Annotated in this window: 25 protein-coding genes and 1 tRNA gene; 10 read left to right on the top strand and 16 right to left on the bottom strand. The window is 43.9% G+C overall.

Features of this window, described 5'->3' with window-relative positions:
* Nucleotides 1-108: 108 nt before the first annotated feature.
* The 11 genes from rpoS to folB form a co-directional block, all read right to left on the bottom strand.
* A complete protein-coding gene (rpoS, locus tag AACR75_RS18360) occupies nucleotides 109-1110 on the bottom strand; it encodes an RNA polymerase sigma factor RpoS (protein ID WP_017047531.1) in 1002 nt (333 codons plus the stop codon).
* A gap of 72 nt (nucleotides 1111-1182) precedes the next feature.
* Nucleotides 1183-2115 (bottom strand): murein hydrolase activator NlpD, encoded by a 933-nt coding sequence (gene nlpD, locus AACR75_RS18355; protein WP_047688264.1) that lies wholly within the window; start codon nucleotides 2113-2115, stop codon nucleotides 1183-1185.
* A 5-nt stretch (nucleotides 2116-2120) separates the two neighbouring features.
* The gene (locus AACR75_RS18350) at nucleotides 2121-2747 is read right to left on the bottom strand and encodes a protein-L-isoaspartate(D-aspartate) O-methyltransferase (RefSeq protein WP_013857716.1); all 627 of its coding nucleotides are present in this window, start codon (nucleotides 2745-2747) and stop codon (nucleotides 2121-2123) included.
* On the bottom strand, nucleotides 2747-3493 hold the full coding sequence (gene surE, locus AACR75_RS18345; protein ID WP_010320454.1) for a 5'/3'-nucleotidase SurE: 747 nt from the start codon (nucleotides 3491-3493) through the stop codon (nucleotides 2747-2749). Before surE ends, AACR75_RS18350 begins: the two co-directional genes overlap by 1 nt.
* Nucleotides 3494-3505: 12 nt before the next feature.
* Nucleotides 3506-4603 (bottom strand): tRNA pseudouridine(13) synthase TruD, encoded by a 1098-nt coding sequence (gene truD / locus AACR75_RS18340; protein WP_081989674.1) that lies wholly within the window; start codon nucleotides 4601-4603, stop codon nucleotides 3506-3508.
* A gap of 157 nt (nucleotides 4604-4760) precedes the next feature.
* Nucleotides 4761-5246 carry a 2-C-methyl-D-erythritol 2,4-cyclodiphosphate synthase gene (ispF, locus tag AACR75_RS18335; protein ID WP_013857718.1) on the bottom strand — a complete coding sequence of 162 codons (486 nt, stop codon included), beginning with the start codon at nucleotides 5244-5246 and terminating at the stop codon, nucleotides 4761-4763.
* Entirely contained in the window at nucleotides 5239-5970 is a 732-nt protein-coding gene (gene ispD, locus AACR75_RS18330; RefSeq protein WP_047688246.1) for a 2-C-methyl-D-erythritol 4-phosphate cytidylyltransferase, read from the bottom strand. Before ispD ends, ispF begins: the two co-directional genes overlap by 8 nt.
* Entirely contained in the window at nucleotides 5971-6252 is a 282-nt protein-coding gene (gene ftsB / locus AACR75_RS18325; RefSeq protein ID WP_026028366.1) for a cell division protein FtsB, read from the bottom strand.
* 129 nt (nucleotides 6253-6381) lie between these two features.
* Nucleotides 6382-7185 carry an undecaprenyl-diphosphate phosphatase gene (locus tag AACR75_RS18320; protein WP_047688245.1) on the bottom strand — a complete coding sequence of 268 codons (804 nt, stop codon included), beginning with the start codon at nucleotides 7183-7185 and terminating at the stop codon, nucleotides 6382-6384.
* 9 nt (nucleotides 7186-7194) lie between these two features.
* Nucleotides 7195-7686: a 2-amino-4-hydroxy-6-hydroxymethyldihydropteridine diphosphokinase gene (gene folK, locus AACR75_RS18315; protein WP_047688243.1), complete on the bottom strand. Its 492-nt coding sequence runs from the start codon at nucleotides 7684-7686 to the stop codon at nucleotides 7195-7197.
* Complete coding sequence (gene folB, locus AACR75_RS18310) at nucleotides 7683-8036, bottom strand: bifunctional dihydroneopterin aldolase/7,8-dihydroneopterin epimerase (protein ID WP_017047526.1); 354 nt, start codon at nucleotides 8034-8036, stop codon at nucleotides 7683-7685. The genes folK and folB overlap by 4 nt, the downstream gene beginning before the upstream one ends.
* 187 nt (nucleotides 8037-8223) lie before the next feature.
* Here folB and plsY point away from each other — a divergent pair, with 187 nt between their 5' ends.
* Entirely contained in the window at nucleotides 8224-8826 is a 603-nt protein-coding gene (plsY, locus tag AACR75_RS18305; RefSeq protein WP_047688241.1) for a glycerol-3-phosphate 1-O-acyltransferase PlsY, read from the top strand.
* Between the two features lie 111 nt (nucleotides 8827-8937).
* On the opposite strand, the gene AACR75_RS18300 is transcribed toward plsY, so the two are convergent.
* Both AACR75_RS18300 and tsaD read right to left on the bottom strand, forming a co-directional pair.
* On the bottom strand, nucleotides 8938-9786 hold the full coding sequence (locus AACR75_RS18300) for an alpha/beta fold hydrolase (RefSeq protein WP_047688239.1): 849 nt from the start codon (nucleotides 9784-9786) through the stop codon (nucleotides 8938-8940).
* 135 nt (nucleotides 9787-9921) lie between these two features.
* Nucleotides 9922-10938: a tRNA (adenosine(37)-N6)-threonylcarbamoyltransferase complex transferase subunit TsaD gene (tsaD, locus tag AACR75_RS18295; RefSeq protein ID WP_017046706.1), complete on the bottom strand. Its 1017-nt coding sequence runs from the start codon at nucleotides 10936-10938 to the stop codon at nucleotides 9922-9924.
* Nucleotides 10939-11178: 240 nt separating this feature from the next.
* Between tsaD and rpsU the strand changes: the two genes are divergently transcribed.
* From rpsU to AACR75_RS18250, 9 genes are all read left to right on the top strand, one after another.
* A complete protein-coding gene (gene rpsU, locus AACR75_RS18290) occupies nucleotides 11179-11394 on the top strand; it encodes a 30S ribosomal protein S21 (RefSeq protein WP_004396009.1) in 216 nt (71 codons plus the stop codon).
* Between the two features lie 29 nt (nucleotides 11395-11423).
* Nucleotides 11424-11867, top strand: coding sequence for a GatB/YqeY domain-containing protein (locus AACR75_RS18285; protein ID WP_010318215.1), 444 nt, complete (start codon nucleotides 11424-11426; stop codon nucleotides 11865-11867).
* A gap of 95 nt (nucleotides 11868-11962) precedes the next feature.
* On the top strand, nucleotides 11963-13705 hold the full coding sequence (gene dnaG / locus AACR75_RS18280) for a DNA primase (RefSeq protein ID WP_013857726.1): 1743 nt from the start codon (nucleotides 11963-11965) through the stop codon (nucleotides 13703-13705).
* A 98-nt stretch (nucleotides 13706-13803) separates the two neighbouring features.
* Nucleotides 13804-15660, top strand: coding sequence for an RNA polymerase sigma factor RpoD (gene rpoD, locus AACR75_RS18275; RefSeq protein WP_013857727.1), 1857 nt, complete (start codon nucleotides 13804-13806; stop codon nucleotides 15658-15660).
* A gap of 143 nt (nucleotides 15661-15803) precedes the next feature.
* Nucleotides 15804-15879, top strand: a tRNA-Ile gene (locus AACR75_RS18270).
* Between the two features lie 335 nt (nucleotides 15880-16214).
* Nucleotides 16215-16550 carry a helix-turn-helix domain-containing protein gene (locus AACR75_RS18265; RefSeq protein WP_020904247.1) on the top strand — a complete coding sequence of 112 codons (336 nt, stop codon included), beginning with the start codon at nucleotides 16215-16217 and terminating at the stop codon, nucleotides 16548-16550.
* On the top strand, nucleotides 16543-17949 hold the full coding sequence (locus AACR75_RS18260) for a HipA domain-containing protein (protein WP_047688234.1): 1407 nt from the start codon (nucleotides 16543-16545) through the stop codon (nucleotides 17947-17949). Before AACR75_RS18265 ends, AACR75_RS18260 begins: the two co-directional genes overlap by 8 nt.
* Nucleotides 17950-18163: 214 nt before the next feature.
* A complete protein-coding gene (locus tag AACR75_RS18255) occupies nucleotides 18164-18556 on the top strand; it encodes a hypothetical protein (RefSeq protein ID WP_029837335.1) in 393 nt (130 codons plus the stop codon).
* Entirely contained in the window at nucleotides 18546-19676 is a 1131-nt protein-coding gene (locus AACR75_RS18250; RefSeq protein WP_029837337.1) for a beta family protein, read from the top strand. The genes AACR75_RS18255 and AACR75_RS18250 overlap by 11 nt, the downstream gene beginning before the upstream one ends.
* A 50-nt stretch (nucleotides 19677-19726) precedes the next feature.
* On the opposite strand, the gene AACR75_RS18245 is transcribed toward AACR75_RS18250, so the two are convergent.
* The 3 genes from AACR75_RS18245 to AACR75_RS18235 form a co-directional block, all read right to left on the bottom strand.
* On the bottom strand, nucleotides 19727-20539 hold the full coding sequence (locus tag AACR75_RS18245) for a sce7726 family protein (protein WP_052190318.1): 813 nt from the start codon (nucleotides 20537-20539) through the stop codon (nucleotides 19727-19729).
* Nucleotides 20540-20719: 180 nt separating this feature from the next.
* Nucleotides 20720-22366, bottom strand: a complete 1647-nt coding sequence (locus AACR75_RS18240) for a UvrD-helicase domain-containing protein (RefSeq protein WP_047688232.1) — start codon at nucleotides 22364-22366, stop codon at nucleotides 20720-20722.
* Complete coding sequence (locus AACR75_RS18235; protein ID WP_047688230.1) at nucleotides 22363-24282, bottom strand: ATP-dependent nuclease; 1920 nt, start codon at nucleotides 24280-24282, stop codon at nucleotides 22363-22365. Before AACR75_RS18235 ends, AACR75_RS18240 begins: the two co-directional genes overlap by 4 nt.
* Nucleotides 24283-24575: the final 293 nt, after the last annotated feature.

Raw genomic sequence — 24575 nt, 5'->3', positions numbered from 1 at the left:
GGCATCGATTTTAAGTCGGTGCCTTTTGTGCTTTTATGCAATAGTTTTATAAATCAACGGTTTTATAAATCAATGGTTTTATGAATCAAGGTCTTGTTGAACCAACCTTTAGTCGTATTCAACATTAAACAGCGCTTCCATGTTCAAGCCTTGTTTAACCAAGATCTCTCTCAAACGACGTAGGCCTTCCACTTGAATTTGACGAACTCGTTCACGAGTTAAGTTAATTTCGCGCCCTACTTCTTCTAAGGTGGACGGTTCATAACCTAATAGCCCAAAACGGCGTGCAAGTACCTCTTTTTGTTTTGGGTTCAGTTCATCTAACCAATTCAGTAGTGATTCACGGATATCATCATCTTGCGTAGAAATTTCAGGATCAGAGTTGTTCGCATCTGGGATAATATCGAGTAGTGCTTTGTCACCATCGCCGCCAATCGGTGTATCAACAGAACTGATACGCTCGTTAAGACGCAGCATTTTACTGACATCTTCTACTGGCTTATCCAGTTGGAACGCAATTTCTTCTGCGGTAGGTTCATGATCTAACTTCTGCGATAGCTCGCGAGCCGTGCGAAGGTAGATATTCAACTCTTTAACGACGTGAATTGGCAAACGGATAGTGCGCGTTTGGTTCATTAATGCACGTTCAATGGTTTGACGGATCCACCAAGTAGCATAGGTTGAGAATCTAAAGCCACGTTCTGGATCAAATTTTTCTACCGCACGGATCAAGCCTAAATTACCCTCTTCAATTAGATCGAGTAAAGCTAAGCCACGATTACCATAACGGCGAGAAATTTTAACGACCAAACGTAAGTTACTTTCGATCATGCGTTTACGAGCAGCTTCATCGCCTCTCAGTGAACGACGAGCATAAAGTACTTCTTCTTGGGCTGTTAATAATGGAGAAAAACCAATCTCGCTAAGATACATCTGTGTTGCATCTAAGCTTTTTGTTGACGCGTCAAATCCTTCTTTGGCATCTTCGATTTGAACATCGTCATCGCTTTGGCTTTTAGTGGTGGTGAGTTCTTCATCAACCTCAATCGAATCCATGATCTCTTGGTCTTCAAACTCTTCGACTTTCGTTACTGCATTGCTGATACTCATAGCGCCTCCCCCTGGCGAGCTAGCAAGACATTACTACTTTCTAATGTCGCTACATGACTCTTTCAAGTATGTTTACGGTAAGTAGCGTTTTGGATTCACCGACTTACCTTGATAACGAATTTCAAAGTGTAAACGAACACTGCTGGTTCCTGAGCTGCCCATGGTTGCTATTTTTTGGCCAGCTTTAACACTTTGTCCTTCTTTTACCAGTAACCGATCGTTATGAGCATAAGCACTGAGGTAGTTATCGTTATGTTTAACAATCACAAGATTGCCGTAACCTCTTAATGCATTTCCCGAATAGACAACGGTTCCTGCAGCAGTTGATAAAATGGATTGACCACGCTGTCCTGCGATATCGATCCCTTTATTTCCTTGATCGCCTGCTGAAAAGTTTTTAATTATTCTCCCTTGTGTCGGCCATAACCATTTTGAAACTTTATCATCTTTTGGTTTAGCAAAGGTTACATTAGCATTAACATTTTGCTTACCTTTTGAATCAACATACTCTTTTGATTTCGATTGTTCAACTACCTTAGGAGGATCTTTCTTTGCGACTTTGGTCGAAGAACTTGCGGCATTAGATCCACTATTTTGATTAGAGTTTTTACTCACTCCGTCTACAACCATTGGGGGGGAAACTAAGCCAGCCATTGTGCTCGAAGGGGTTGCAGCCACAATGACTTCTGTTACACCACTACCACCGTAAGCAGGAGGCGTGTAATTGGGGATCCATAATTTGAGTTTTTGACCGGGATGAATGGTGTAAGGTTTTTTTAAATTATTGAAACGGATCAAGTCGTTTACATTTTTATCTGTGACATAAGATATAAAATAGAGCGTATCGCCTTTTTGCACTTCGTAAAAACTGCCGCGATAACTACCACGAGGAATGGCATTATAGTCTTTATTGAGCCCAGAAACAGGTGCAGGAGTATGAGCAGCACATCCGATAAGGACGCTACTAATTAGCACCATTATTACTCTGTTTCTTAGGTTACTCATCATCACTAAGCTAAATCACCGGCAACTAAAGGAACAAAACGCACCATCTCAATGGTGTTAGAAATAAAATCATCGCCTTGGCGAACTATTTTCAATAACTGTTGCTCACTACTGCCGACAGGGATCACTAAACGGCCACCTTCCGCAAGCTGATCAAGCAGCGCATTTGGGACAAATTCGGCCGCTGCCGTAACAATGATCGCATCAAAAGGAGCTTTAGCATCCCAGCCCAACCAGCCATCACCATGCTTAGTGGAGACGTTATAAATATCAAGTTGCTTTAAACGACGCTTCGCGTCCCACTGTAATGACTTGATCCGTTCAATCGAATACACGTGCTCAACCAACTGGGCAAGCACAGCGGTTTGATAACCCGATCCTGTGCCAATTTCTAAGACCTTACTCTGCGGCTCAAGTTCTAAAAGCTGCGTCATTTTTGCCACAATGTAAGGTTGTGAAATCGTTTGTCCTTGGCCTATCGGCAAGGCATTGTTGTCATAGGCTTGATGCATCATCGCCTGAGAAACAAAGCTTTCTCTTGGCAAACAATGAATGGCATCCAAAACGGTTTGATCTTGGATACCATTCGCGATCAGAAATTCAATTAATCTGTCGGCATGTGGATTGGCCATTACCCTTTTTCCTTCAACCAGTTATCCATACTTGGCAGTGACTCATGAGCCGTGAGATCAACCTGCAACGGCGTCAAGGAGACATAACCATGCTCAATCGCATAGAAATCAGTCCCTTGCCCTGCATCTTGCTCTTTACCCGGAGGACCTAACCAATAAATATCATGCCCACGAGGATCTTTCTGCTTAATCATACTTTCTGCGTGATGGCGAGCACCTAAACGCGTCACTTGAATACCCGCTAACTCCTCAAATGGACGATCTGGTACGTTCACATTCAATAATCGATTGGTTGGGATCGGGGCATTGAGATGCTGTTCGACCAACTGACGTGCTATCTGGGCTGCCGTAGTAAAATTAGCCGTCCCGACCAGTGAAAACGCGATCGCTTGCACCCCAAGAAAGTGCCCTTCCATCGCCGCCGCAACCGTGCCCGAATAGAGCACGTCATCGCCCAAATTCGCACCATGATTGATGCCTGTCAGCACCAAATCAGGCAGATCATCTTTGAGCAGTTCATTGAGTGCAAAATGCACACAATCGGTTGGTGTGCCTTGCACTGAATAGGTATTGGGTGCAATGAGATCCACACGAAGCGGCTGCTCTAATGTCAGCGAATTGGAGGCTCCTGACCGATTACGATCCGGCGCGACAATCACGATCTCGGCGAGATCCGCCAGCGCGCGTGCTAGGGTATTTAAACCTTGCGCGTATACACCATCATCATTGCTTAATAAAATCTTCATCGAGTTTTATCCTTAGAACTCGCGTTCAACCGCTATCTCTTCAACCAATTCACGAATGACTGAGGTAGCAAAACTTCCTGCATCTAAATCAAAACGTAACGTCACATTGTCTTGTTCAACTGTCCAAGAAATATTCTGAGGCTTAAGCATCAGCGCCCGGCGCTCATGACGCATACGATTGCTGCGAATCAGTGCCATCAAGTCAGGTTCAGCATCAAGGTGAACTTGTTCTAAATCTAAAGCCTCACCTTGCGTCGGTAGTGCGTTATCGCCCGCCAAAGCAGCACTTATTTGCACTTCATTCAATGCCAGTTTGTTATTGAGATCGGTAAGATTCGCCAAGGTGACTAAGATCGTTTTCTCTCCCTCAAGTGCGATATCTCCTTCGATAAATTGGTGTAACTTATCTTGCTCGATACGGGCAGAGACAATTTGGTTGAAAATCCACGAACGGGCCGCCGAGAGATACAAACTGCGCTGATTTTGGTTACGTGAACGCACGTTCTCCTTTCCCCAGCGACGCGCTTCACTGAGGTTATTGCCGTGATTGCCAAAACGTTGGCTACCAAAATAATTAGGCACACCGTGCGTGGCGATGTGCTCTAATCGCGTCACGACTTCGGCGGTGTCGGTGACTTCAGAAAGCGTGATTTCAAAATGATTGCCGACTAAATCTCCGGGGCGCAACTTTTTATTGTGACGCGTAGTTTCCAGAATTTCGATGCTCGGATATTGAGCCAAAAACTCGGTGAAATCTGGCGTCTCACCTTTTGGTAAATGTACACTGAGCCACTGCTGCGTAACCGCATGACGATCTTTCAGACCAGCCCAACTCACATCTTTTGATTTCACACCACATGCTTTAGCCAATTCATTGACCACAAAACTGGTATTTTCACCAGTTTTACGAATATGAACCATTAAGTGTTCACCACTTCCTGCCAGTTCGAATCCTAAGTCTTCAATCACTTTAAAGTGCTCTGGCTTGGCTTTTATTTTGGCTTTAGCGGCTGGTTTACCACAAAGGTAAGCCAATGAAGATAATATATCTGACATGTTTTCATCCGTCGCTGACGCGAGTTGGCGGTAATAATAAAAACAGCGACGCATGAGCCGCTATTGCGCGTTACTGAGCGTGCCATTCGTTGGCGGTAGTCCATCAATAACGTGTTTTTACATAGAAGGAGAGGTAAGTGAATTACCATTACCTCTTCAATTTGTTGGGTCGTTTTATTAAGGCAATATTATGCTTTGATCAACCGTGCATTTAATCTGTAGTACATTTGATCAATAAGACAACCGCTTCGCAAGCAATACCTTCTTTGCGCCCAGTGAAACCAAGGCGCTCGGTTGTGGTTGCTTTGACGTTAATATTATCTAGCGTCGTTTCAAGATCTTGCGCAATGGCAGCGCACATCGCTTCAATATACGGCGCCATCTTCGGCGCTTGCGCGATAATGGTGACGTCGGCATTTCCTAAACGGTAGCCTTGCGCTTTCACACGGCGATAGACATCTTTCAATAATTCACGGCTATCTGCCCCTTTCCATTTATCATCGGTATCGGGGAAATGGCGGCCAATATCACCTGCGGCAATCGCGCCAAGCAGCGCATCACTTAAAGCATGCAAGGCGACATCACCATCGGAATGAGCAATTAAGCCTTGCTCATAAGGAACGGCAATTCCCCCAATGATGACTGGGCCTTCACCGCCAAACTTATGAACATCAAAACCGTGGCCAATTCTAATCATGGTTATTTCCTATTGCGGCTAGTGAGGAAGTACGACGTAAGTAAAACTCAGCTAAAGCGAGATCTTCGGGTTGCGTAATTTTGAGATTATCCGCCCGCCCAGCGACCAACGCTGGATGTAACCCTTGCCACTCCATTGCGGATGCTTCATCGGTGATGATGACTTGCTGATCTAACGCATCCGACAAAGCCTCAAAAAGCGGCTTGGCTCTAAACATCTGTGGGGTGAGTGCATGCCATAATGCGACGCGATCAACGGTATGATCAATGTTGTTTTCGCCATCAGCACGCTTCATTGTGTCTCGAACGGGTGCAGCTAAAATCGCACCTACCGGATGCTCTTTAGCTGTCGTAATCAATCGGTCAATATCTGCAAAAGTAAGACAAGGCCGCGCTGCATCATGCACGAGAACCCATTCACCTAGGGAATTAGCTAAAACATATTGCAGCGCCGAGAGCACCGAGTCGGCTCGCTCTTGACCACCGCTGACGCGAATAACATTGGGGTTAGTGGCTAATGGCAGAGCAAAATAGTAAGGATCATCGTCACTGACGGCGACAACAACGCGATCAATATTAGGGTGCGCGAGCAGCGTCGCTATTGTGTGTTCGAGAACGGTTTTGTTGTGTATGGTTAAATACTGTTTCGGACGATCTGCTTGCATTCGGCTGCCAACACCAGCAGCCGGTACAATCGCGGTAAGAGAAAGCGTACTGTGCGGCATTTATTGACTATCCTCACCGACCAATCGATAGAAAGTTTCACCTGCTTTTATCATTCCTAATTCATGACGCGCTCGCTCTTCAATCGCGTCCAATCCTTGTCGTAAATCATCAATTTCGACGAACATTTCCGAATTTCGTAGCGTTAGGTTTTCGTTTACTTGTTGCTGCACGTCAATTTCATCGACAATGGTTCGATAATCAGCAATGCCATTTTTACCGAGCCACAAATCGTACTGTAATAAACCGAATAATAACGCCAATGTCACCGCAAAAAGTCGCATCACATCTATAACCATTCAAAACGTTCACTATGAAAGAGAACGTAAACGATAAACAAAGCGTGCTGTTTAAAAAAAGTGACGCTCTAACACAGCACGAAAATGATGGCTATTTATACCACAAGCCTTTATTTAACTCATCACTAGGAACGCAAATAAGCCGCCACCCAGAATTAAACGGTAAATGACAAACGGAGTCATACCCATTTTAGAAATCAGTTTTAAGAAGAAATGGATACAAATATAAGCACTGATAAAGGAGGTCAGGATACCCGTCGTTAAGAAACCAAAATGCACAGGTTCGCCACTGGTCACCAGCTTTAACCCTAAATAGCCACCCGCCAAAACAATGATAGGAATCGACATCAAGAAAGAAAAACGCGCGGCCGCTTCACGAGTAAAACCAAGATACAACGCCGCAGTGATGGTCGCTCCTGAGCGAGAGGTACCGGGGATAACCGCAACCGCTTGTGCCAAACCAATCATCAGCGATTTTTTCCAATCGGCTTGGTATTCATCATCCGCTAATGGAGCGTTTTTATCGACATACCACAGTAATAGACCAAAAATAATAGTGGTGGTTGCTATCACCCAAGCACTGCGTAGGTAGAGTTCAACAATATCTTTCATAAAAAAGCCGAAAATACAGGCAGGAATGGTTGCTAGTACGATCATCCATGCCAGTTTCGATTCTTTACTGCGCTCGCCTTTAAAAATCGAGGCAAAAAAAGCGCGCAGTAAAGTCACGACTTCTTTCCTAAAATAGATAACCACGGCAGCTAATGTGCCGACATGCACCGCCACATCAAAGGCAAGACCTTGATCCTCCCAGCCTAAAATGGCTGAAGGCAAAATCAAATGGGCGGAGCTGGAGATAGGTAAAAATTCGGTTAAGCCTTGAATCAAAGCCAAAAAAAACGCTTCTAAATAACTCATTATTAACTCTTAATTAATGTCGAACCAAGGTTTGACAGGGTTGAGCGATTCTAAATTGATCGCTTGTTGCCATATTTGACGCACACTACGACCATCATTGGGAACGATCCGTTCCGGTGACAAATCGTAAAGTGGTTGTATGACAAATGGATATTTAAAGATATCACTGCGTGGCAGTTCAGGGTCTTGCGCTGAAATTTCTTCACCAAACAAGATAATATCGAGATCTAAGGTGCGATCTTGAAATTTTTTCGCCTGCGGGTCGCGCCCCCATCGAGATTCAATCGCTCGAAGTTGCGCCACGAAATCACTCAACGAAAGCCTTGTTTCCAGCGCAACGACTAAATTATAAAAGGCCGCACTATTGAAACCAACCGATGCACATTCGTAAATGGTCGAGATCTGTAGATGATTTCCGATGGTCGACAATTCCTCGATGGCTGCTTCGATATGTTTGCGTCTTTCAATATTAGAACCGACGCCAACATAGACCGTCGTCATGCATGGCCTCGTTCAATGATAACGCCAACACTGGATGCCTGTGCTACCGCGCCGGGCTTTGCTAAGCGAATTTTAACCCAAGGAACGGAAAAACGCTGCATCAGAAGCTCTGCTACTTCTTCTGCAACACGCTCTACCAATAAAAAGCGACCATTTTCGATGTGCGCGATGACCGCTTGACTCACTTGTGCGTAGTCTAATGCATCGCTCACATCATCACTTTTACCTGCGGGTTGATTGTCGTGCGCCATTTCGATGTCGAGCACCAACTTCTGCTTAATCTCTTGTTCCCAATCATACACGCCAATGGTCGTAATTACCGTCAGCTGTTCAATAAAGACTTTGTCCATTTTTGCGTCTCTTCCTCTAGAGGTCGGATACCCTAATTACGTAAAAAATCGTACTATTTTGCCTAATCGCGATATCATATACCCAAACTGAGTCGAGATGCGAAATCCAAAACATTTTTTTGCTTTTCATCATGGTTAACAATGGCTTGTGAACTTGCTTTAGGGCATTTCCACTGCAGAGGTACTTATGACACCACTCGCACTGATAATGATCATTTCTGCCTATTTACTGGGTTCGATCTCAAGTGCGGTGTTGATCTGCCGTTTATTACGCCTGCCCGATCCTCGCAATATGGGCTCAAATAACCCCGGAGCAACTAACGTATTACGCATTGGTGGAAAAAAAGCCGCCATCGCGGTACTGCTGTGTGACATGCTCAAAGGTACTATTCCCGTATGGGGCAGCTACTATTTGGGAATTGACCCCATTCTATTGGGCCTAGTCGCCATCGCCGCTTGCCTTGGCCATATGTATCCTATTTTCTTTCATTTTAAAGGCGGAAAAGGTGTTGCAACAGCACTGGGAGCGATCGCACCGATCGGTTTAGATCTCACCGTATTTATCATATTGACTTGGGTCAGCGTTGCATTTTTATTTCGCTATTCATCCTTAGCGGCTTTGGTTACGGTGCTGCTCGCTCCGTTCTACACTTGGTTGATCAAACCGCAATATACCTTACCGGTAGCAATGCTGTGCGGCCTTATCGTGTTTCGTCATCACCAAAATATTAAACGGTTATTGGCTGGCACAGAGCCGAAAGTGGGTGAGAAAAAAACGCTTGGTTCTTGAGCTAGCTTGGATGATGGATAAACCCGCTTGCAAATAACGTCAATGACGAATAAGTAAAAGGCCTCTTACGAAGCCTTTTTTGATTAAGCATGACCCGCTAATTAGAGAAGACTAGCTAAGCGCTTTTTTCAAGAAACGGGTCAACATGGCGGTAACGTATTCAGGTTGCTCTAAGTTACTGATATGTCCAGCATTAGCAATAACCTCTAACTCACTGCCGTGAATGGCATCATTCATTAAGTAAGCCTCAAGAGGCGGACGAGGCATATCTTCAGCGCCAGCTGCAATCAGCACTGGCAACCTCAATTGCTCCACCTCTTCAATCATGTCACGACGACCGAAGATCATTTTCCCCAACCGAGCCACTTCCACCGCTTGTTGACCAGTAAGCGCCGATAAATGTTGCTTGAATCCAGCCACTAATGCCGGAGCTTGCTGCTCGCCATCTTTTGCAAAAAACATCGGTACAACTGCATCAACAATCGGTGCTGGCACTTGCTGCATCGCCGCAATCGCATCGAGCATGGCAAAATATTTTGTATGGCTGACTTCAGGCTCTAGACCAACAAAGGTATCCATCATCACTAATGATTTCACGCGCGCAGGCGCAAGAACGGCTAACTCAGCCCCCCACATTCCGCCTACAGAAAGACCAATGATAGAAAACTGCTCAATCGATAAGTGGTCCATCAAAGCCAAAATATGCTGAGCATAATCTTTCAGTGTGTTCATGGATGACGGTGCAAAATCTGACTGACCATGCGCCCATAAATCAGGCACGATACAGCGGTAGTGTTGACTCAACGCTTCCACCTGAGGTGCCCACATTGCGCTGTCCCACAGATAACTGTGACCGAAAACAAGCACTTCACCTTGCCCTTGATCCAAATAGCGCATCTGGCAATCATCAATAACAAATGTCTTCATTGTGAATCCAATATTAGTAAAGTAGGTTGGCATTGTAGCATTGATATGAGCGATAACAGCTCAGAGCAGAATTTAAGCAATGGCTAATTAAAATCAATACAGAACGCCACAGAAACGGAAGTACCAAAGAACAAAACGGCCTCTAAAAAGAGGCCGTTGCGACACCCGCTAAATAATGGGTTTAAGTTGATCAATCGGCCAGCGAGGTGTTGCCTGTACCGCTAAATCGACTGTTTCACCATTTTTTAAACGCTGCATACCCGCATAAGCAATCATTGCACCGTTGTCGGTACAAAACTCAGTACGCGGGTAATACACTTCACCACCAATTTTTTTCGCCAGTGCGCCAAGCTCTGCGCGTAACTGTTTATTGGCACTCACGCCACCGGCAATAACAATACGTTTCATGCCAGTTTGCTCAAGGGCTCGCTTGCACTTAATCACTAAAGTGCCACACACCGCCTCTTGAAAGGCATACGCAATATCTGCTCGGGTCTGATCATCATTCTCATTAGCTGCAATCGTATTGGCTGTAAATGTTTTTAAACCAGAGAAACTCATGTCTAACCCTGGTCGATCCGTCATCGGACGCGGAAACTTAAAACGCCCTGGCGTTCCTTTTTCAGCCAAACGAGCCAACAATGGCCCCCCGGGATAATCAAGCCCCATCAGCTTCGCGGTTTTATCAAACGCCTCACCGGCCGCGTCATCAATAGACTCTCCGAGGATCTTATATTCACCAATCCCTTTCACCTCTACCATCATGGAATGACCACCGGAAACCAGTACGGCCACAAACGGAAACGGAGGCGGATTATCTTCAAGCATCGGAGCTAAAAGGTGCCCTTCCATATGGTGAACAGGCACCGCTGGCACATTCCACGCATAAGCCAAACTACGGCCAATCGTCGCGCCAACAAGCAGCGCACCCACTAAACCAGGACCTGCGGTGTAAGCCACGCCATCAATATCCGCTGGCGTCAAATTCGCTTCAGCCATCGCTGCTTTTATCAGTGGAATGGTCTTTTTAACATGGTCTCTAGAAGCAAGCTCCGGCACCACACCGCCGTAATCGGCGTGCAGTTTTACTTGGCTGTACAATTGATGAGAAAGTAAGCCTTTCTCTTCGTCATAAATGGCGATGCCAGTCTCGTCACACGAGGTTTCAATACCAATAATGCGCATAATTTTCTCAGCACGCTTTCATCAACAATTGGAAATGGCCGCCATGTTACCCCGCCTTGGCTCCGTAAACAAATTTTGTACAGACTATAATCGACAAAGTGCTTTACAAAGCTATTGCGATCGGATTAAAATTCCGCACCATTTTTGATCAAGCTGATAACCGAGCAAACAGACAAGAAATCTTGTGGTTTAAGCCTCAAAATATCAGCGTTAACGAATAACCCCTGAGGTGAAAGGCATATGCCAATAGTTAAAGTACGTGAAAACGAACCGTTCGATGTTGCATTACGTCGTTTCAAGCGCTCTTGCGAAAAAGCAGGTATCCTTTCTGAAGTGCGTCGTCGTGAGCACTATGAAAAACCAACTACCGTTCGCAAACGCGCTAAAGCAGCAGCTCAAAAGCGTCACGCTAAGAAGCTAGCTCGCGAAAACGCACGTCGCGTTCGCCTGTACTAATAACCTTTTTCCATTAAGGAACGAGAGTTATGGCTCTAATTGATATCCTCAAAGAAGAGCAAAAATTAGCGATGAAAGCCAAGGATAAAGTACGCCTTGGCACTATTCGTTTAGCCTTATCCGCGATCAAACAACGAGAAGTCGACGAGCAGATCACTCTGAACGACGACGATATTCTTGCTGTGATGGTAAAAATGGTTAAACAGCGTCGCGACTCTGTCGCTCAATATGAAGCTGCCAATCGTCAAGATCTCGCAGATGCAGAGCAAGCAGAAATCACTATCCTTGAGGCATTTATGCCTCAGCCGTTGAGCGATGATGAAGTGAGCGCATTAATTGATGATGCGATCACCCAGTCCGCTGCTGCTGGCATGCAAGACATGGGGAAAGTGATGGCTGTCTTGAAACCGCAAATTCAAGGGCGTGCAGATATGGGTAAAGTCAGCGGATTAGTTCGAACTAAACTCGCTTAAATGCCCGCATCAAATTGCATCAAGCCGTGCTATCCTCTGGAGCGCACGGCTTGTTTGTATCTAATCATTCGTTTTAATCTTTTCTTTTAGGTTTTATGGCAGGACACATCCCTCGCAGTTTTATTGATGATCTCCTTGCTCGACTTGATATTGTCGACATCATAGACGCACGTGTGAAACTTAAGAAAAAAGGTAAGAACTACGGTGCTTGCTGCCCATTCCATAATGAAAAAACGCCCTCATTTAGTGTAAGCCAAGAAAAACAGTTCTATCACTGCTTTGGTTGTGGCGTGCATGGCAACGCCATCGACTTCATGATGGAATATGAACGCCTTGAATTCGTCGAGGCCATCGAAGAATTGGCTTCTTTTGTGGGGCTAGAAGTTCCCCGAGAGCAACGCTCTAGTGGCCATTTCTCATCAGCCCCTAAAGCCAATAGTGAAGAAAAACGCACCCTTTATGACTTAATGGGCAGCATTGCGCAGTTTTACCGCAACCAACTCAAAGTTCCGGGTAATCGTCATGCCATCGAGTACCTAAAAGATCGCGGTCTTTCTGGCGAAATCGTGCAGAAATTTGGTATTGGCTATATCGCTGACGAATGGGATTTAGTGCGCAAAAACTTCGGTCAACAACAAGAAAGCCAAGAGATGCTCGTCACTGGCGGCATGTTGATCGAAAATGACAAAGGCAACCGCTACGATCGTTTTCGTGGACGTATTATGTTTCCCATTCGCGACCGCCGCGGACGAGTGATCGGCTTTGGTGGACGCGTTACGGGTGATGGAACGCCAAAATACCTGAACTCACCAGAAACTCCCATTTTCCATAAAGGTAAAGAGCTGTATGGCCTATACGATGTCATGCAAGCCTATCGTGAACCCCCGCAAATATTAGTGGTTGAAGGTTATATGGATGTGGTGGCTCTGGCGCAATATGGGGTCGACTACTCGGTTGCTTCGCTAGGAACCTCAACTACAGGCGATCACCTGCAACTGCTTTTTCGCCAAACCAATACGGTGGTCTGTTGCTATGATGGTGACCGAGCAGGGCGAGAAGCGGCGTGGCGTGCACTGGAAAATGCGTTGAGTTATCTCAAAAGTGGCAATATTCTTAAATTCCTGTTTTTACCTGACGGTGAAGACCCAGATAGCTACATCAGAACCCATGGAAAAGCGGCCTTTGAACAGTTAGTGCAAGATGCTGAACCCTTATCCAAATACCTATTTACCAACCTACTGTCACAAGTTGATGTCGGTAATAACGAAGGGAAAGCGGCGCTTGAGGCGCTGGCACTACCACTGATTAATAAAGTGCCAGACACATCTCTACAAGCGCAATTGCTCAAAATATTAGGGCAAAAAACTGGGATTTATAAAAAGCCATCACTGCCAGAATCAGACAAACACCGCTCACAGCCACACAAAGAGCTCAAACGCACACCGATGCGTGAAGTGATCGCTTTGCTTATTCAAAATCCAAGCTATGCTGAAATGGTGCCTGATATTTCCAGCGTTCAATCCTTGCCCATACCCGGTTTAAGTTTATTAATTGAGGTACTTGAGAATTGTCAAGCGTACCCCAATATTACTACAGGCCAATTGCTTGAACACTGGCGCGGTAATAAAAACGAGACCCTTCTGTCTCGCCTCGCAAGTTGGGAAATTCCACTTGTTGAAGACAACCAAGAAGAACTATTTTTAGATTCATTGGACAAAATATTGGCTCAATGCATCGAAAAGCAAATTGAAAACCTGCAGGCAAAAGAAAGAAGCGTCGGTTTATCAGCCGAAGAGAGACGGGAGCTTCAAGACTTAATGAAAGACTTGAAAGCGTAACCCAGTTTAAATAGTCAGCAATGAATAAATTTGTTAGTATATGTGGTTTGCATTTCGCATACTAATTCCTTCACCAGATATGAAGTTGGATACCGTCTATGGATCAAAATCCGCAGTCACAGCTAAAACTACTTGTCATTAAAGGCAAAGAGCAAGGCTATCTGACCTACGCCGAAGTAAATGACCACCTACCAGCAGAAATCGTAGATTCCGAGCAGGTAGAAGATATCATTCAGATGATCAATGACATGGGCATTAAGGTGGTAGAAACTGCCCCTGATGCCGATGATCTTGCTCTAAATGATGACAACGCAATCACCGATGAGGATGCTGCCGAAGCTGCAGCCGCTGCATTATCCAGTGTAGAAAGCGAAATTGGTCGTACTACCGACCCTGTGCGCATGTATATGCGCGAAATGGGTACCGTAGAACTGCTGACTCGCGAAGGTGAAATTGATATCGCCAAGCGTATTGAAGATGGTATTAACCAAGTTCAACGCGCAGTGGCTGAATATCCAGGCACCATTCCATACATCTTAGAGCAATTTGACAAAGTTCTTGCTGAAGAACTTCGTTTAACAGACCTGATATCAGGTTTTGTTGATCCTGACTCAGATGCAACGAACGCCCCAACAGCGACCCATATCGGTTCAGAGCTTGCTAGTGCTGACCTTGCTGATGAAGACGATCTTGATGATGACGACGATGACGACAGCGAAGATACTGACTCTGAAGAAGATGCAGGAATCGACCCTGAGCTTGCGCTAGAAAAATTCACCGAACTACGCAACAAGTATCAAAATCTTCAACTCGCGAAAAATGAGCATGGCTATGACAGCAATAAAGCCGCCCAAGCCACCGAGTTGATGTTGGATATTTTCCGTGAATTCCGACTCACGCCAAAGCAATTTGACTACCTAGTCAACAAGCTTCGCACCTCTATGGATCGTGTTCGTACTCAAGAACGTCTGATCATGAGAGCTGCGGTCGAATACGGTAAAATGCCTAAGAAATCATTCATTGCCTTATTCACTGGCAATGAATCAAGCGATGCATGGTTAGATGAAGTACTCGCTTCAGAAAAACCTTATGCAGAAAAAATCAGACAGCAAGAAGAAGACATTCGTCGTTCAATTCATAAATTGAAAATGATCGAAGAAGAAACGTCTTTGAATGTACAAAACATTAAAGACATCAGCCGTCGCATGTCTATCGGTGAAGCGAAAGCTCGTCGAGCGAAAAAAGAGATGGTTGAAGCAAACTTGCGTCTGGTTATTTCTATCGCGAAGAAATACACCAACCGTGGCCTGCAGTTCTTGGATCTTATCCAAGAAGGTAATATCGGCCTGATGAAAGCGGTAGATAAGTTTGAATACCGCCGTGGTTATAAGTTCTCAACTTACGCCACTTGGTGGATTCGCCAAGCTATCACACGTTCAATTGCAGACCAAGCACGTACTATTCGTATTCCAGTGCACATGATCGAAACGATCAACAAACTGAATCGAATCTCACGTCAGATGCTGCAAGAGATGGGCCGTGAGCCTCTGCCAGAAGAATTGGCAGAACGCATGCAAATGCCAGAAGATAAAATTCGTAAAGTACTGAAAATTGCTAAAGAGCCAATCTCTATGGAGACACCTATCGGTGACGACGAAGATTCGCATCTTGGTGACTTTATCGAGGATACAACCCTTGAACTACCACTTGATTCTGCTACGGCCACCAGCCTAAGAGCAGCGACTCGTGACGTTCTTGCTGGCCTAACCCCTCGTGAAGCGAAAGTACTGCGTATGCGTTTCGGTATTGATATGAATACAGACCATACGCTAGAAGAAGTTGGTAAGCAGTTTGACGTAACGCGTGAGCGTATCCGCCAAATTGAAGCGAAAGCACTGCGTAAACTGCGTCACCCAAGCCGCTCTGAAACATTGCGCAGCTTCCTAGACGAGTAATCGCAACCTATCCAATCTAAAAGGTGAGCACAAGCTCACCTTTTTTGTATCTCATGGTTTAAGTGGATAAAAACTAAGCGCATTTACCCTATTTTGCGGGTAGACACTCATAACTCCATCCCCTATAATCACACACCTAATTTGGCCCCTTAGCTCAGTGGTTAGAGCAGTCGACTCATAATCGATTGGTCCCCAGTTCAAGTCTGGGAGGGGCCACCAAATCCTAGAAGGTTAGTAAGCGTAGTGTTTACTAACCTTTTTTTGTACCTGACGATTTTGGGTCAGGTAATGGGTCAGGTAAGCCCCGATCACGCACTCTTCTCTGTCTTCTCCCAATACTAATCCGAATACTACTCTGTTGCCAAATGTGTCCTTCTGGCTGATAAAACTCTCTCATAGAGAACAAAGAGAAGTATTAAACTCGCAAACCAACCATAAGTGACTTAAATTACACTTATAGATAATTTCTTATACAGTCACAACAAAAGTGAGTTATAGTGAACTTATATATTAAGACGAACCCAATAGTGACAAAAGTACATTAAAAGGCACTTATGAAAAAAGGTAAGATGGTAAAGGCACAACCTATGCCTGATTTGAATACCGAATTCAGTATGGAAACGCTGGGGAGCGCCATTCGCTCAAAGCGCACCGATAGAGGCTGGCGTATTGATGATCTCGCTTCAAAAGCCAACTTATCTCGTAGAACGGTCATGAAAGTAGAAAAAGGCGATACCAGTGTCACCTTTGCCAATGTACTCGTCCTCATGGACATCTTAGGGCTATCTTTACGCCTTATCGATTTAAACCTATTTGTTCGTCCACATAGCCAAATAACCTCCCAAGCTGAAAACAGCGTGAGAAGCAATGAGGACGGTTGGTATGAGTAAGTTACAACAGTTAGACGTGTTTATCGGTACGAATACCAAAATTGGTCGTTTGATTCTTCCTGTCGGAACAGAAACAGAGTTCTCATTCATCTATGAAGATGAATGGAAACACACTGGTTTCCCGATTTCGCCACACATCCCTTTCGATGATCGGGCTTCGCCACGTAGTATTGAGAACTACCTCAGAAATCTCCTTCCTGAAGGAGAAGCCTTTGAGGAGATGATACAAAACACCACTATCTCCAAAAGCAATACATTCGGGCTGATTCGTAAGCTTGGTGCGGAAACTTCTGGCGCACTATCTTTTCGAGTTCCAGGCTCAGAACCTGGGGAAACCAGCTTTAGATCTGTACCTGATGATGAACTAATAGAACGACTAGAGCGAAATCTAGCGCCATTAGTGTATTGGGACGGTAAGGTTCGCCTTTCGGTTGCTGGTGTTCAAAACAAGTTAAACTTACTTAAACGCGGTGATGAGTGGGGGTTTGGTGAAGGCAAATTAAGTTCGAACTACATTCTGAAATTTGAAAGCGGTAAAGCACCGTGTATTGCTGTTAATGAGTTCTTTTGCATGACATTAGCCAAGCTAGCAGGTTTGGACGTCGCTAATGTTGAGTTAACTCGCATTGGGAAGACTAGGACACTGATAATAGAGCGGTTCGATCGTGCCTATATCGCGACTCGTGATGTCGTTCAACGAAAACATGTGATTGATGGCTGTCAGGCAACTGACTTACCTCCAGGTTACAAATACGAGCGTCAGAATGGGGATGAAGGCGATGGCGTATATATGCGTGATGGCGTTTCTTTCCCACGCCTACTGTGCGTCAAAACCATAGACACGGTCATCACTAACCTAAAGCTCACCCAATGGATGCTCTTTAATCTAGTAACGCTAAACTACGATGCCCATGGTAAAAATATTAGCTTCTTCGTCACCCCTAAAGGCCTGGAACTGACCCCTTTTTATGATTTAGTAAACATAGAAGCAATCGCTCAAGAGGGAACAAAACGCAACTCACGAAGCGGTAAGTTGTCTGCTGATGAGGGGCGTGCCGCCAGTATCCCTCAATATTTTGCAATGTCGATTGGAGATTGGGAAAGTGAAGACTTTCAAAATCCGCCGAAAGGTAACTTCAAACGCCCTATCACCAGCTATGATTTAGCTGAATTCGGCGCTCTGCTGGGTTATTCAGGCACCAAAATGGCTTCCATAATGGTAGAAACCGTTGGTGCTATAAAAAATGCTCTGAAGGAAGCGATTGACCTTACCGAAGCTCAAGGAATCGACGATGAGGAACGTGAACACATAGAGCTATGTGTGTCACTCATCCAAACAGAGTGTGAACACTTACTAAGTCAGGCCGAGAGTGTACCAGCAATGAGTGAGCTTCTTTAATGGCAGAAGCTAGGCAAAAATTACGTATCCACGAGGTTATTAGATTATTTTAGTCTATCCCAAACACAAAAGAAGCTGTTAATTCTACTTCCTTTCTTCGTTCGAAAGCACACTGTTGAATATCGTTATTGAGTTTTGCTACTCACCTATCATACTTAATAGACTGATTTGTATAAAATTTACGCTATTGGTGCGAATTTTAAAGGTAAGTAATTTGACGGCGATAATCAAAATTCTTGCTGCGTTAGTCTCAGTTCTCGGGGTTCTTTCAGCGTTTAAGACTCTCATTCCAGAAGATATAACATACTCACAAATCGTTGAAAGCACTGTGTTTATTTCTGGGTGGGGAGTTAGCTTTATACTCTGTTTAGTGTTGATATACCAAGAAATTCGACACAGAGATGAAAAGCAAGCTCAGGCTGAACGACATACTGAACGACAGGATGTCATCAATAACTTACTCAACGAAAGAGCAAATGATAAAGAATATCTACAAAATGAACTTTCAAAGTCCAATATTAGTCTCAACCACTTAACTTCTGGACTAGATAGATTTGAGCGCCCAATTCCAAGAACCCAAAGAAGCGAGGATCAAGATGAATTTTAGTCAGTATAAGTACATACCCACTCTGAGAACTCGTGCTTCTGAGATGCTAGGAGTTGAGAAACTGAGTGATTCTACCAAAGAAAAAATTCTGCCTTTTGTATGCCTGTCAAAAGTTAATCGTATCGCAAGTGCATCAGGAGCATTTGATAAATGGCATAGCGCCTTTGACAAACCTGCGATACTCGGCTTATCTGAAGATAAAAGATTGCAAGTCGAAGACTACGCTCAACTAATGTCATCGGAGGACGGCTTTAGCGCGTGGGCTACCTTCTTTATGAACGCTAAGAAAGTGAATGATTTTCTTATTCCATCTCTTATTCTAAATAAAGACGTGGGCAAGAGAGATTTTGTAAAGCAATTACAGAGATTTGAAAGCGAATTCGGCAAAGTTGTACTCCGTGTAAACCCTTTGCATCGCCGTGAGGTTGCAGCTGCAATGACCGCAGCTTCTGTTATTGACTCAACCGACAACATTTTGTTCATCTTAGATGCAGGCCAAATTTCACGAGAACACCAAAAAGCAATTCTAGATGCGACAATTCATGCCCTCAATGAACTACGCCTAATCGATCCCAGAATTGAAGTAGTTACAACAAGTTCTAGCTTCCCTCGAATGTTTCAATCATACACGCAAGATCGTGACGGGAAGTATGGTGAAATTCCTATGCTTGAATGGGAAAACTACCATGCATTAGGTGGGCAGAATATTGCAATTTATGGTGACTATGCAGGTATACATGGCGAGTTCTATGAAGGAAGTTACGCTAAATTTGTTGCTAGAGTAGATTACCCTACACCTGCAACATGGATTTTTGAACGCAGAAGGCAAGTTAAGGATCGTAATGCTGCCGATGTTCCTCGTGAAAAGCTATACAGTAGAGCTGCTAGGGGGATCGTTACCAGCGAGAGCTGGGATGACTCTTTAGATGTTTGGGGAGCTAAAATCATCAGAGAGGCAGCTAACAACCAATTAGAAAAATTTGGAACTCCAGCAAAATGGATTTCCGTTCGATTGAATTTACACATTGAGAGAATTACTCGCTTCTTAGATGAAGGAGTCTCTATCCCACAGGACTCTTTAGACAACGACGACTGGGATAAAGATGAATTTGATTGGTAATCTAAGAAGTAGATCTCGACGCCATCTTTTATATGCGTTAGCAAGCTACCTTATGTAGCTTGCTTCAATACCCGAGGGATAACTTTAATTGGTTTTGATGTAACAAAACCAAATTGGTTCATACTTTCGGATATATCAACACCAGACTCTGCAATCACTTTAGCCCCATCTATATTTATTTCCCATACATCATCGCGAGTTCGAGTGATATCCATCTGATCAGGCTCAGTCTGCAACTTCTGCGGGCTAAGATAAGTCAAATCAGATACTTCTGTAATATCATGTTTATTTGCCAAAAAGGATTGATAGGTTGGTCGATACTTATTTTTCAAGTAATCTAAAACTAAGTTACGCCAGTGTGACTTTGGTAGCCTGCTTAACTTCGCATTCAAGGCACTTCTCGTTTCACTAAGTTGGCATACTAGTTTTTTACTTTTTAGCGAAGTAACTAGATGCCTTTTATCGACAAAAGATAAGAAATCACTGGCAGTACCTACCTTTTCAATTCTTCCTCGGCGCTTAACTTTTAGGGAAGCATCCCCTTGGGAGTTTATTTCAAGTTCCAGTATTTCCACCATGTTTGGCAACATTTCAATGGCTTTATTTGTGAACTTTGGAGAGCAGACTAAAGTAACCTTGTCAAAAAAAGCTAAGTAGGTTTCGATTTGACCTTGCAGGCGAGCTAGGCTATCTGCATCACTTTTGATTTCAAACGCGTGAAGTTTACCATTGGCAACTACTAAGTCTGCACGCCTACTGAAGTTGTCTACTGGCAATTCATTAATAAGCACGGCATCGTGCTCTAGATAGCCTCTATTTATCAACCAGTCTATAGTAGCAACTTTATAGTCAGCTTCTTTCATAATGTCACACATAATTCACGTAATACAGGGCTTACTCTATCTCAGAACAAAGCGATGCCTTTTATCACTTATTGGTGATAATTACAATAGAGTAGGTTACCTGATATGTCGAGCCTTCGTAGCTAGTCTTGAGACTTTAATATAAATAATTCAGTTACATATAGAATATGACTGTTAAGTTTATATCAGACACCCCAAAAACCTTTCTTGTCTATGCCTTTGGGTATCCCATCTTCCATAGTGACCAGCAGGCCTAGAGCGAAAGCCGACATGTGTTAGCAACAACCTTCGTTTTGCTCTTGAAACTCCTACAAAAAATGCACATAAGTTTTCATCTAGGTCTCCCCAATAGCTTTCAGTTTCAACGCCAAGTAGAACGACAGAATCAAACTCTAGTCCCTTGCTTTTATGAACTGTAAGTATTCTAACTGCTTGATCATCCTCAAAACGCTTCAGGGACGCTTGGAGATCGAGTCCAGTAGACATCAATTGATCTATCTGTGAACAAGTATCATTGAGCACCTCACGTAAACGTGACTCAGTTTCATAATCATGTGACAGAGACATTAATTCTTGGAACCCTACTTTTTCAATGAAACGCTTCAAGCAATCCCACCTTTTGGGGTTTTCAGGAACTATAGGATTTTGATTAACCGCCTTTTTCTCTTCTAGAATGAAACGTTGCCAGTTTTGGACCAGTTCACCCTTTTCATCGTCATCATCAGTGAAGGGAACTAACTTTTCCATTAAGCGAACCCATGCTGAAGGTTCCTGCTTGCCAAAAGTGCTCAATAGGAAGTCTACAATTAGGCGTGCGGCTGGCTCAACAGTTATGTCCTGCAACTGCTGTTCATTCCTATATGGTATACCTCTATCACGTAGAGCAACCATAAGCCTCATTGCATATAATTCAGGTTGGTTCTTGATTAACACAGCTATCTCAGAAGGAGGAACACTTTCTTCATTTATCCACCTTTGGATTTGCTCTGAAAGATAATCGGCTTCTTCTTGGCAGTTCTGAAAAGGGTGAACTTGTATATGGCCTTCTTCTCCCGCGATTTGCTCTTCAGGCATCACTGATGCGGGATCAAGAATTTTGACGATTTCATTTTGCAATCGAAGAAGTTTGGACTGTGAACGAAAGTTTCGGTACATATTGAGTGGTACAGCTTGGAAGTCTTCTTTAAATGCCTCAAAAATACCGTCAAGAGCACCAGCCCAGCCCATAATTTTTTGCTTTGTATCGCCTACAGCAGTAAGGCGAATGTCTGTGCTTTGAAAGGCTACCTTAATAAGCTCATACTGATACTTTGTGCAATCCTGAAACTCATCTAAAAAAACATCTGTATAGGTTTGCCTCAATGCGTTTCTAGCAACGGGGGATTCTTTTAATATCTTTATTGCAAGCGGAACTAGATCTGTAAAATCAATTTGCTTGTGAAGGATTTTGGGACCGATTGTGAAACCAGGCTCTAAGGCTTCATCCCCAGTCAATATTGGACGAAAACGGTCAATTATTCGCTTTGCAAAAGCATGGAATGTATAGCTGTCAAAACGTGATGAAAGCTCAGCACCACATCTACGCTTGATCCGCTCTTTTAGATTACTACTTGCATCTACCTTAAATGAAATAGCAAGTATACGTTTGGGGTAGCGACATGACCCTGTACGAAGTAAAAAGTCAGCTCGCTGAGCGAGCATTTCTGTTTTGCCAGCGCCTGGACCAGCGGTTAAAGCTAAGCTGTATTCTCGCTCTTTAGCTGCTCTATAAGCGTTAGGCTCCAATACTAATCCATCAGCTGGTTGCCAACTCTCGACTCTAATCATTCAGGAAGCTCCAACAATATTTCTTTTGCAGCATCTACTAGCCGTCCCAATGACGGAGGAATATGTGCTAGGAGTTGTTCATCAGATAATCTAGAGAGAGCTGTAATATGCTCCGCTGGCTTACTCCCAACTTTGAATAACTTGTGATACGTAATAAACAACTTCTGCTCATCATCACTATACTCTGAAGCTTCAGTACGAGATTTACCTAGTACCGCTTTGATATTTGGGAGTTCTGGTTCAACCTGATCATCTGCTTCTATATTAAATGCGGTAGGAAAAGCGCTGAGCATTGCGAAATCCAAGTCCATTGGATAAGAGAAAAACACTCTGCGCTTTTCCAATTCCATTAGATATTGAGGACATGCTCTAATTTTATGCTGAGGATCATTCCATGTTGGGATGCTTTCGTATCTATCAGTTAACTGAAGATCAGGTTTATGTAGTTTTAACTGATCATTGGTTGTTTTGATGCGTCCCCAACCACCTTGGTACCTTCCTACATCGAGGTCTAAAAGTGTAATATGAGGAATGTTTAGCCCTTCAAGAAGCCTCCAGAAATGGTTTACATGTCGCCCTCCAAGTGGAGCCACAGTAATCCCAAATGCGTCAACAGGCACCCCTTTAGATTCTAGTAATCTAGGAATTACGATTTCTTCACTATCCCCTTCTCCAAGTATAACCAAACGTGAAAAATATATTTCAGGAAAAGATTTTACTGCCTGAGTGACAAACTTATGAGCATCACCTGAGTGTTCCTCATCAGGCAACTCGATACTCGCAATAGTTGTTTCTCTGTCTGGGTTCAAACGAAGATAGCGTATTTGTTTTGGCTCGATACGTCTCAGCATTGATGGTGCGTGAGTTGCTATTAGGGCTTGCGCATCCCCGTGACCGACCATTTCTGTAAGAGAGCTTACTATTCTTCCTAAATAGTGAGGAGATAGGCTATTTTCTGGTTCTTCCACGGCAATTAACGTAAACACTGGAGGTCTAAGCTTATCTGGATCAAAAGATTCATCGCCTTGTAGTACCGAGCGGCCAATAGCCTGGGATGAAAGAACCAAAGACAAATACAGCATCGATTTTTGACCGTCACTTAATCGAGAAAAATCGACATTAGCTTCATCGTGTCCTGGAGAAAAAGAAATAGAAAGATGGCGAAGCAATGATTCGATTTCACTTGCGACAAAAGTAATTTGGGGCTGTGTAAAAAACTGTCCTTTATGTAAACGAGACCACGAATCTCGAATGCTTGTACTCAAGGCATTAACTGATAAGTTAGATGCGAGACTTGCGCTGATTTGGTCTGTATGTCCCTTCACTGCTTCTCGCTCAGTCTCCCAGTTAACAGCCCTTAGCATTCGCCCTAACAAAGCATTCGCACCAAAGGTAATATGTTCAGCGGGGTCACGTCTAGCTGGAAGGTAGTGTATTTGAATCTGACTTCGGTCTGTGCGTGAAACTTTAGCCGTACTTTTAGGCTGCTGGTTGTCGTCTACCTCTAATACATATATCAATGACTCATCTATATCACCATCAATACCCATAGACGCTTCTAGTCGAAACCTTACCCGTGGAGTATCTTCTCCGTCTACCAATCGCATGTGACCAAAGTGTGGTGAAACAGTAGTGTTATTTCCCTCTTCATGTAATTCAGGGAAAAGAAAATCAGCCTCAATCCAAAGAGTTCTTTCTTCAAGTTGCTCTGATTCGTTGTGTGGAACATGAAAATCAGATTTTCTTATCCGACGTAGAGATGGATCAAACGCGAACATTCGACAAAGCGCTTGAAGAGCGGCTGTTTTTCCTGAGCCATTTGGACCGATTAGGAAAGTTAAATCGTCAAGAGAGATTTCAGTAGAGGTTGACCCATAACTTTGAAAACAGGAGAGTCGTAACTTATCAAGCTTCACTATTTCGCCTCATTCTATTGTTAAAACAACCAAATAAATACCCATCCAATTGATTATGCAACCAGACTTTATGAATTATACACATTTAGATCTTACAAAGACTTGAGGGTGAATACTTTTTATTATCTTCTCTGCCCCCTATTTATGAAAAGTAGTGGTTAACATATTTTTCACCAGAGGGTTCGGCACTAAGAGAGCTTTTTTATCTATTAATTAAATGAGCAAACTTTAGTTTTTGATGATTTGAGCGAGAACAGTGTTCTCGCAGTAGCATTCTTCTCTGGCAGCTAGAC

The sequence above is a fragment of the Vibrio sp. ZOR0018 genome (assembly GCF_963865925.1).
Lineage (GTDB): Bacteria > Pseudomonadota > Gammaproteobacteria > Enterobacterales > Vibrionaceae > Vibrio > Vibrio anguillarum.
This window is presented reverse-complemented; position numbering and strand designations above follow the sequence as displayed.

Bases quoted from the DNA above. Each gene is read 5' to 3' on its own strand.
- rpoS (WP_017047531.1), bottom strand. From the start codon at position 1,110: ATGAGTATCAGCAATGCAGTAACGAAAGTCGAAGAGTTTGAAGACCAA.
- nlpD (WP_047688264.1), bottom strand. From the start codon at position 2,115: ATGAGTAACCTAAGAAACAGAGTAATAATGGTGCTAATTAGTAGCGTC.
- AACR75_RS18350 (WP_013857716.1), bottom strand. From the start codon at position 2,747: ATGGCCAATCCACATGCCGACAGATTAATTGAATTTCTGATCGCGAAT.
- surE (WP_010320454.1), bottom strand. From the start codon at position 3,493: ATGAAGATTTTATTAAGCAATGATGATGGTGTATACGCGCAAGGTTTA.
- truD (WP_081989674.1), bottom strand. From the start codon at position 4,603: ATGCGTCGCTGTTTTTATTATTACCGCCAACTCGCGTCAGCGACGGAT.
- ispF (WP_013857718.1), bottom strand. From the start codon at position 5,246: ATGATTAGAATTGGCCACGGTTTTGATGTTCATAAGTTTGGCGGTGAA.
- ispD (WP_047688246.1), bottom strand. From the start codon at position 5,970: ATGCCGCACAGTACGCTTTCTCTTACCGCGATTGTACCGGCTGCTGGT.
- ftsB (WP_026028366.1), bottom strand. From the start codon at position 6,252: ATGCGACTTTTTGCGGTGACATTGGCGTTATTATTCGGTTTATTACAG.
- AACR75_RS18320 (WP_047688245.1), bottom strand. From the start codon at position 7,185: ATGAGTTATTTAGAAGCGTTTTTTTTGGCTTTGATTCAAGGCTTAACC.
- folK (WP_047688243.1), bottom strand. From the start codon at position 7,686: ATGACGACGGTCTATGTTGGCGTCGGTTCTAATATTGAAAGACGCAAA.
- folB (WP_017047526.1), bottom strand. From the start codon at position 8,036: ATGGACAAAGTCTTTATTGAACAGCTGACGGTAATTACGACCATTGGC.
- plsY (WP_047688241.1), top strand. From the start codon at position 8,224: ATGACACCACTCGCACTGATAATGATCATTTCTGCCTATTTACTGGGT.
- AACR75_RS18300 (WP_047688239.1), bottom strand. From the start codon at position 9,786: ATGCCAACCTACTTTACTAATATTGGATTCACAATGAAGACATTTGTT.
- tsaD (WP_017046706.1), bottom strand. From the start codon at position 10,938: ATGCGCATTATTGGTATTGAAACCTCGTGTGACGAGACTGGCATCGCC.
- rpsU (WP_004396009.1), top strand. From the start codon at position 11,179: ATGCCAATAGTTAAAGTACGTGAAAACGAACCGTTCGATGTTGCATTA.
- AACR75_RS18285 (WP_010318215.1), top strand. From the start codon at position 11,424: ATGGCTCTAATTGATATCCTCAAAGAAGAGCAAAAATTAGCGATGAAA.
- dnaG (WP_013857726.1), top strand. From the start codon at position 11,963: ATGGCAGGACACATCCCTCGCAGTTTTATTGATGATCTCCTTGCTCGA.
- rpoD (WP_013857727.1), top strand. From the start codon at position 13,804: ATGGATCAAAATCCGCAGTCACAGCTAAAACTACTTGTCATTAAAGGC.
- AACR75_RS18265 (WP_020904247.1), top strand. From the start codon at position 16,215: ATGAAAAAAGGTAAGATGGTAAAGGCACAACCTATGCCTGATTTGAAT.
- AACR75_RS18260 (WP_047688234.1), top strand. From the start codon at position 16,543: ATGAGTAAGTTACAACAGTTAGACGTGTTTATCGGTACGAATACCAAA.
- AACR75_RS18250 (WP_029837337.1), top strand. From the start codon at position 18,546: ATGAATTTTAGTCAGTATAAGTACATACCCACTCTGAGAACTCGTGCT.
- AACR75_RS18245 (WP_052190318.1), bottom strand. From the start codon at position 20,539: ATGAAAGAAGCTGACTATAAAGTTGCTACTATAGACTGGTTGATAAAT.
- AACR75_RS18240 (WP_047688232.1), bottom strand. From the start codon at position 22,366: ATGATTAGAGTCGAGAGTTGGCAACCAGCTGATGGATTAGTATTGGAG.